5 protein-coding genes are annotated in these 5,278 nt (G+C 70.5%); 1 reads left to right on the forward strand and 4 read right to left on the reverse strand.

Going from position 1 to position 5,278, the window contains the following annotated elements:
* Positions 1–56: 56 nt before the first annotated feature.
* Genes ACOADB_RS23845 through ACOADB_RS23860 form a run of 4 tightly spaced genes read right to left on the reverse strand, consistent with a single transcriptional unit; the run spans position 57 to position 4,297 of the window.
* On the reverse strand, positions 57–1,721 hold the full coding sequence (locus tag ACOADB_RS23845) for an AAA family ATPase (RefSeq protein ID WP_378604622.1): 1,665 nt from the start codon (positions 1,719–1,721) through the stop codon (positions 57–59).
* Positions 1,718–2,233: a hypothetical protein gene (locus tag ACOADB_RS23850; protein ID WP_378604941.1), complete on the reverse strand. Its 516-nt coding sequence runs from the start codon at positions 2,231–2,233 to the stop codon at positions 1,718–1,720. The genes ACOADB_RS23845 and ACOADB_RS23850 overlap by 4 nt, the downstream gene beginning before the upstream one ends.
* Before the next feature lie 38 nt (positions 2,234–2,271).
* On the reverse strand, positions 2,272–3,513 hold the full coding sequence (locus tag ACOADB_RS23855) for a toxic anion resistance protein (protein WP_378604625.1): 1,242 nt from the start codon (positions 3,511–3,513) through the stop codon (positions 2,272–2,274).
* Positions 3,514–3,553: 40 nt separating this feature from the next.
* Positions 3,554–4,297 (reverse strand): YczE/YyaS/YitT family protein, encoded by a 744-nt coding sequence (locus ACOADB_RS23860; RefSeq protein WP_378604628.1) that lies wholly within the window; start codon positions 4,295–4,297, stop codon positions 3,554–3,556.
* 61 nt (positions 4,298–4,358) lie between these two features.
* Here ACOADB_RS23860 and ACOADB_RS23865 point away from each other — a divergent pair.
* Positions 4,359–5,278 (forward strand): PLP-dependent aminotransferase family protein (locus tag ACOADB_RS23865; protein ID WP_378604631.1); only part of this gene is annotated, 920 nt, incomplete at its 3' end.

Consider the following 5,278-nt stretch of genomic DNA (forward strand, 5'->3'; position numbering starts at 1 on the left):
CGCCTTCGCGACAGCGGCCGGGGGCGGCGGTGCCGCCTGGGGGGTGGCGGTCTGGCTCACGATTCCTCCTGGGTCTCGACAGGCTCGACCAACGGGGTCGGTTCAGGGGCCGGGCGGGCGGCCGTGGCGTCATCACCGAACGGGTCGACCGGTTCGGCCGGCGCGGCATCCTCGGGCGGTACGACGACGCCCTCCTCGGTCCGGGTCTCGCCAGGCTCGACCACCGCAGGATCGTTCGGGTCGACCACCAGGTCGTCCGGCTCCAGCGTGCGCAGCTGCTCGAGGGTCGGCTCGGCGACCTCCCGCAGTCGCCAGGCGTGGTGGCCGATGGCCGCCTCCAGCAGGTTGCGGACGAAGCGCGCGTTGCCGAACGACGGGCCACGGTGCGCCTCGGCCAGGATCTCGCGCAGCCGCGCGAGCACGGGCTCGGCGACGTCGTAGTCGGCACCCTTGGCCATCCCGGCGAAGATCTCGGCGAGCTCGTCGTCGGTGTAGTCGGCGAAGTCGATGGTGGTGCGGAACCGGCTCTCGAGGCCCGGGTTCTCCGAGATGAAGATGGCCATCGGGAGGGGGTACCCGGCGACGATGACGACGAGGTCGTCGCGCTTGTCCTCCATCTCCTTCACCAGGGTGTCGATGGCTTCCTTGCCGTACTGGTCCCCGGAGAGCGAGTACGCCTCGTCGATGAACAGCACGCCACCCTCGGCGGACTTCACCAGCTCGGCCGTCTTCTGGGCGGTCTGTCCGAGGTAGCCGGCGACCAGTTCCGACCGGTCGCACTCGACGAGCTGGCCCTTCGAGAGCAGCCCGAGCGCCCGGTAGATGCCGGCCACCAGGCGAGCGACCGTGGTCTTGCCCGTGCCGGGGTTGCCGTTGAAGACGAGGTGCCGGGTGATGGTCGGGGTGTCGAGACCCGCCTTCTTCCGCAGCCCCTCCACCCGGAGTACGGCGGCCTGTCGGTGGATCTCGCCCTTCACGTTCTTCAGGCCGGTGAGGCCGTCCAGCTCGGCAAGGAGCTCCTCGACCGACTTGGTCGGCTCCTCCGGCTCGGGCTCCTCGACCACCGGGGTCTCCGGCTCGGCGGCCTGGGTCTGTGTGCCTTCGGTGGTTTCGAGGCTCGGTGCTGGCGCACCTCGCACCTCAACCAGCGACGGGTCGCCCGGGACGGCGCCGTCGAGCGCACCCAGCTGGCGTCGTACCTGCTCACCGACGCGACGAACCTGCTCGAGCACGTCGTCACCGAAGCCGGGAACCGGCTGGCGCTCGGGCAGGTCGAACGCTCCCCTGCCCGACGCGGGGCCTTCGAGATTGCGGGCGGTGAACCCACCGCCGAGCTGCGCGGTCGTCACGGTCGTGGCGGCACCGATCGCGTCCGGCCCGGGCTCCCCCAGTGCGCTGCCGGCCAGCGCGACGTCGGCCAGCGCACCGGCGTAGTCCGCCGAGTGCGTCGACTTCGCCAGCAGCAGCTGCGCCATCAGCGGCGTCGGGCCGGCGCGGAACCGGTTGCCGCGCTTGGCCGCCTGCGCGTGCTCCTCGGCGGACACGGCGCGTCCGGTCTGCTCGGACCACACCACGAACGCGCCACGCGAGCGCTCGGAGACCGTCGCAGCAACGGCCTCGCCCTCGGCGCGCGCAGCTGTCTCGTCGACACCCGCGGCGCGAGCCGCAGCAACGAGTGCCTCGAGTGCGGCGGCCAGGGTCGTCGTACCGGCGTTCTTCACGGTGCTCCCAGGGTGAGGTCGGGGCCACCGTCGGATGCATGGCCGAACTTCGCGGCGAGGAACTGCCCGTGGGCGACCAGCGCCTGGGCGTCCGCGCGGTTCGCCGCATCGAAGATCTTGTCCATCGTCGATCCGAGCAGCTCGAGCTGCTCGATCAGGATCAGCAGCGCGGTCTTGTGGCCGTCGATCGGCCGGGTGTCGGCCCAGTCACGCGGCAACCGGAGGTAGCCGCCGACCGCCTCGGGGAGGTAGTCGGTCGCCGTCGCGACGACCGAGTAGCTCTCCATGCTGCCGAGCCCGAGCTGCCGCAGCCGCGGCAGCGTCTGGTGGATCGTCTGCGCGATCCGGACCACCCGCGAGATCACCACCGGCGGCGCGTTGCCCTCGCGGAGCATGGCGTTGACCTGGTTCAGGGCAGCAAGGATGTCCTGCTCGGTCGGGGCCGGCGGGACGACGTACCCCGACTCCACCAACTTCCCGGAACCCCGGGCCCGTTGCCACCACGACTTCATCCCCACGCGACGCTCGTCCTGCCTGCTCGTCGCCCGAATCAGGAGATGTTGAGCGTGCCGGCGGCGTTGCGGGAGTCGTGCTGCTGCACCCGCTCGATGTAGGCCTTGGACTTCTGCACCTCGGTCTCGAGGACACCGATCGTCGTCGACATGTTGTCGAGGGCCTTGAGCTTGAACTCGTCGATCGAGTCCATGGTGGCGTAGATGTTGGCGAACGCCGCCTGCAGCTGCTCCATGCCGATCGTCGAGGACGCCGCCTGCTCCTGGATCGCCGCGGAGTTCTCCTTGAGCATCTCCGAGGTGCGCTGGATCATGTTCGACGTCGTCGTGTTGAGCGCGGTGATCTGGTCGAGCACGAGCTTCTGGTTGCCCAGCGCCTGGGCAACGATGACGGCGGTCCGCAGCGCCGACATCGTCGTGGTCGAGGCCCGGTCGACGCCCTTGATGAGCTCGATGTTGTTCTTGATGATGATGTCGATCGCCAGGTAGGCCTGGATCGACACGGCCAGCTGGGTCAGCAGGTCCTGGTGCTTCTGGCGGACGTAGAAGAGCACGTCCTGCGACAGCGTCTTGGCCGTGTCCGGGTCGCTGAGCTCGAGCTCGGCGATCCGGGCCGACAACTTCGTGTCGAGCTTCTCGGCGACGTAGATGTACTGGTTGAGCCGACCCATGACCGACCACAGGTTCGTCTTCTCGAGGTTGAGCGCGACGTTGTCCCGGGTCAGCTCGTCCTGCCCGCTGCGCAGCGAGTGCAGGATGCCGTTGAGCTGGCTCTGCGAGGACTGGTACTTGCGGAAGTAGTCCTCGATCTTGTCGTTGAAGGGCAGCTTGTCCCAGAACTTCTTGACTCCCGTCGCCTGGCCGGGGTCGAGGTCCTCGACCGTGCGGCGCAGCTCGAGCAGCGTCTTGCCCACCTTGGAGCCCTGCGAGATGCCGCCCTCCTTGAGCGCGGTCACCGGCTTGTCGAGCATCCGGTTGGACGTCTCGGCAGCCTTGCGGATGTCCGCATCGCCCATGGTGCGGACGTTCTCGGCCTGCGCGGCGAACTCGGGACTGCCGGCCTTGGTGCTGGTCAGCGCGGTCAGGAAGTTGTCGACCTTGGCATCGAGCTCGGGCACCATCTCGGCCGCGACCTGCGGGGCCATCTTCGGCGCGGCCGTCTCGACGACGGGCGCGGCCGCCTCGGGCGCGGTCAGCGTCAGGACGGGCTCCGGAGGAGCGAGCGGACTGGGCTCGGGGGCACTTGCTGACGAGGAGGCCTGGGAACCGTCGGTGGTCATGAGGGGGAGCCTATCCAGCCACCCCCCGCTTCATGCAGGGTCAGCCGACGATTTCAGGGGCAGTCTCGGGGGCATCCCCGGGCAGGCCGGCCGGCAGGCCGGCTGGCAGGCCGGCTCGCAGGTCGGCTCGCAGGTCGATGAGGAACAGCGGCATCAGCCACTGGGCGATCGGGCCGATCGTCAGCGCGAAGACCACGGTCCCGAGGCCCAGGGTGCCCCCGAGCAGCAGGCCGATCACGACCACGCCGACCTCGAGCACGGTGCGGACCAGCCGGATGGAGAGGCCGGTACGGCGGTGCAGGCCGGTCATCAGCCCGTCGCGCGGACCGCGACCCAGCTGGGCGCCGATGTAGAGCGCCGTGGCCAGGCCGCACAGCAGGACGCCGCCGACCATCAGGCCGATCCGGGCCGCCAGGTTGTCGGGCGCGTCGAGGACGGCGAGCGTCGCGTCGGCGGACATGCCCACGACGAGCGCGTTCGCGATGGTGCCGACACCGGGCTTCTCCCGGAGCGGGATCCAGAACACCAGCACGACGAAGCTGAACAGCACGACCGCCTGGCCGAGGGTGATCGGCACGTGGCGGATGAAGCCCGAGTGGAGCACGTCCCACGGCGCCAGGCCGATGTCACCCAGCACCATCATGGCCAGGCTCACCCCGTAGAGCGCCAGTCCGAGGAACAGCTGCGCGAGGCGTCGTACGAGACGACCGGCGCGGAGCTGCGCGAGGGGGCCGAGGTCGGACAGGACCAGGGTGGGGGTGGAGGGTTCGACGGCCGTGGACATGCATCCACTGTCCACCGGATTGGACTGTTGCCAAATAGCCAATCCGGATACAGTGGCCTGCATGGAGCAGTCCACTTCCCTCTCCGCGTCCCGGCTCGCACTGCTGGTCGGCGCCTTCGACCGCTCCCCCGCGTACGTCGGCCTGGCCGATGCCCTGCGCGAGCTGATCGGTGACGGCCGGATCGCCTACGGCACGCGCCTGCCCAGCGAGCGCGACCTGACCGAGGCGCTCGGCGTCTCCCGCACCACCGTCACCCGCGCCTACGCCGTCCTGCGGGACACCTCCTACGCACAGGCCCAGCAGGGCAGCGGGACCTTCACCCGCCTGCCGGGCGGTCCGACCCGTGCCCTCGACCGCGCCCTGTGGCCGACCGACGTCAGCGCGGGCGTGATCGACCTCGTGTGCGCAGCCGCCACGGCGCCGCCGGGGATCGCTGCCGCCTACGCCGATGCCGCGGCCGAGCTGCCCGCGCACCTCGGTGGCCACGGCTACTACCCCGCCGGCATGCCCGCCCTGCAGGCCGCCATCGCGGCGTCGTACGACGCCCGCGGACTGCCGACCGCACCGGAACAGATCATCGTCACACCGGGCGCGCTGGCCGCGACCGCGGTGATCGGCAGCGCGCTGGTCGGCCCCCGGGACCGGGTGCTGGTCGAGTCACCCACCTATCCGAACGCCGTGCAGGCGTTGCGGACCGGCGGCGGCCGACTCGCGTCGATCCCCCTCGATCCGTCCGGCTGGGACCTCGACGCCGTGGCTCACGTGCTGGGCAAGGCCGGTCCGCGACTCGTGCACGTGATGCCCGACTTCCACAACCCGACCGGACTGGTGATGAGCGAGGCGGAGCGGGCGACGTACGCGAGGGCGCTGGCCCGGAGCGGCGCGACGGCCGTGGTCGACGAGGCACACCACTTGCTCCGCCTGGATGACGCGCCGGCCCTGCGTCCGTTCGCGTGCTTCAGCAAGGACGCCGTCACCGT

The sequence above is a fragment of the Nocardioides sp. CPCC 206348 genome (genome assembly GCF_048654705.1).
GTDB lineage: Bacteria > Actinomycetota > Actinomycetes > Propionibacteriales > Nocardioidaceae > Nocardioides.